The 2012-nt window shown below is 65.5% G+C and carries 2 protein-coding genes; one reads left to right on the top strand and one right to left on the bottom strand.

The window, feature by feature from the left end:
* The coding region (locus Q0964_RS05805) for a rhomboid family intramembrane serine protease (protein ID WP_299264648.1) at positions 1-1083 on the bottom strand (1083 nt) is incomplete at its 3' end.
* 342 nt (positions 1084-1425) lie between these two features.
* On the opposite strand from Q0964_RS05805, the gene Q0964_RS05800 reads away from it, so the two are divergent.
* On the top strand, positions 1426-1779 hold the full coding sequence (locus tag Q0964_RS05800; RefSeq protein ID WP_299264645.1) for a winged helix-turn-helix transcriptional regulator: 354 nt from the start codon (positions 1426-1428) through the stop codon (positions 1777-1779).
* Positions 1780-2012: the final 233 nt, after the last annotated feature.

Below are 2012 nucleotides of genomic sequence, written 5' to 3'. Positions count from 1 at the left end.
CAGGCCGTCTTCGGGGAGATCATCGGAACCGAGCGCAGCAGTGTTGGCGGGCACTGACGCGAGACACAGGGCCGCGAGCGCTACTATGAGTGCAAATCCAGCCAGCGATGGCCACCCGCCACCGAAGTCCGGAAACGCCCGTCGGTCGGCGTACAGCGTTGCGGCGGTAACGAGCACCGCGAGCAGGAGGACCAGAGCGGTACCGAGCCAGCGGAACAGCGTGAACCGACCGCCACCGGCCGGAATGTACACCGCCCACAGGCCCTGGGCCACGGCGAACACGAGCGTGGCGAAAAACACCTTATCGGGGCCGGGCCGTTCCGAGCGCGCTCGCAACAGCGCCGTCCCGAGGAAGACCCCGGCCAGCAGCCCGATAGCGTGGCCCTGGATGGCGATGTTGGCCCACGCCGGCGTGACGTACTGGACGCTCCCGCCGACGGTCGGTTCGGGCGACCGGAGCGCCGTGTAGACGAGGTCAATAACGCGACTCCCCAGAAGGGCCCCGAGAAACAGATACGGTCGCGTCACGAGCGCGAAGCCCGCCAGCGCGAACACCACGCCGGAGAATCCGACGATCGGCCCCAGCGCGAACACGCCCGTGAACACGCCGACGGGGATCATCACCGCGGGGACGGCGAGAATCCGGGCGAACGGATTCGTCCGCCACGAGCCAAAGGACGACTCGCCGCGTCGCTGCGGGTAATGGCCCCAGACGTACTCCACCACGGTGCCGTAGACGAGCGTTCCCAGCAGGTTTCCGGTGAGGTGGCCGACACTCCCGTGTGTGAACGGGCCCAGGAGCATCCCGACCGGGTATAAGTACGACCAGGTCCGGAACGGCGTCACGAGCAGCTCCGAGTGCCAGTACGCCCCCTGGAGGAAGAGGTAGATGGCGAGCACACCGGTTACCGTCAGTAGCGTGCCCCACGGCACGCCAAACAGGAGCCGCCGGCGCAGCGACGCGGTGAGCCGCGTGCCGGTCAGCCGCCGGACGACGAGGCCCGTTACGAGGACAGCGACGACCACGGCCAGCGGCCGGACGGGCACGGCGGCGAGTAACTCGGTCGGCGACTGCTGAAGCATCCAGCAGGATATCGGGACCCGGAGGGTTTGAAATTGGCGACCGTGAGTCAGAACGCGCTGAGACCGACACTATATGGACAGGCCGTCCCGGCGACCGCCGGCAGCGCAAGTGCGCCGGCAGTCTCGACGGCTATCAGGCCGAGACACCCAGATTGCGCGTGGTCGTATGCTGACTCTACGGGTCGACAGAAGCCCTGATAGATATTCGCCGGGGTCCGGCTCTATCAATCGTTCTGTCGACCCGTATCGTCGGAGCTGCGAACCGTGGTTTCATTACGTTACTTGGTTCGTATGCGTACCTATATACCGCTTCCCGGACATAGGGAGTCCCAGGTCACACCGATGTCATCAGAAACCTTCGCAGACGAGCAGGGGACGGACGACGCCGCCTGTCCTGTCATCGAATCCATCGAACAGGTCGGCTCGAAGTGGCGCCTCGTCGTCCTCCACGAACTGCAGAACGGCGAGCGGCGGTTCAACGAGCTCAAGCGAGCCACCGATGCCAGCTCCCGCACGCTCTCGCGCGTCCTCGACGACCTGCAGGAGACCGGCTTCGTCGACCGCCGGCTGGAAGAAGACGCCCCCGTCGCGACCTACTACCGACTCACGCCGAAAGGCGAGTCGCTCTGTCCGGTGTTCGACGAGATTACCGCATGGGCCGAGGAGTGGCTCACCGACTGCAAGAACGACAGTTAAACAGTACGCAGGTGTCTGTCCCGGGATCGGAGACGCAGGACGGGCCGTCGAACGTAGCCTTTTCCACCCCGAAGCTCAATCTTTCTATCAATGGGAGTACAGCCACCGGCCGACGACACCGATGAGCCCACCGCTATCGAGTTCGGCCTCGCAGCGCTGGACGCGAAGCTCAGCGAGGAGACCATCGACTACCCCGCCACCGCACAGGAGGTGCGCGAACAGGCGGGCCACAT

The sequence above is a fragment of the Halorientalis sp. genome, from assembly GCF_028275115.1.
Taxonomy (GTDB): Archaea; Halobacteriota; Halobacteria; order Halobacteriales; family Haloarculaceae; genus Halorientalis.
Note: the sequence above shows the minus strand (reverse complement) of the source record. Positions and strands in the feature narration are given on the sequence as shown.

What these genes read in the sequence shown, in the direction of transcription:
- Q0964_RS05800 (WP_299264645.1), top strand. Translation starts at nt 1,426, where the DNA reads ATGTCATCAGAAACCTTCGCAGACGAGCAGGGGACGGACGACGCCGCC.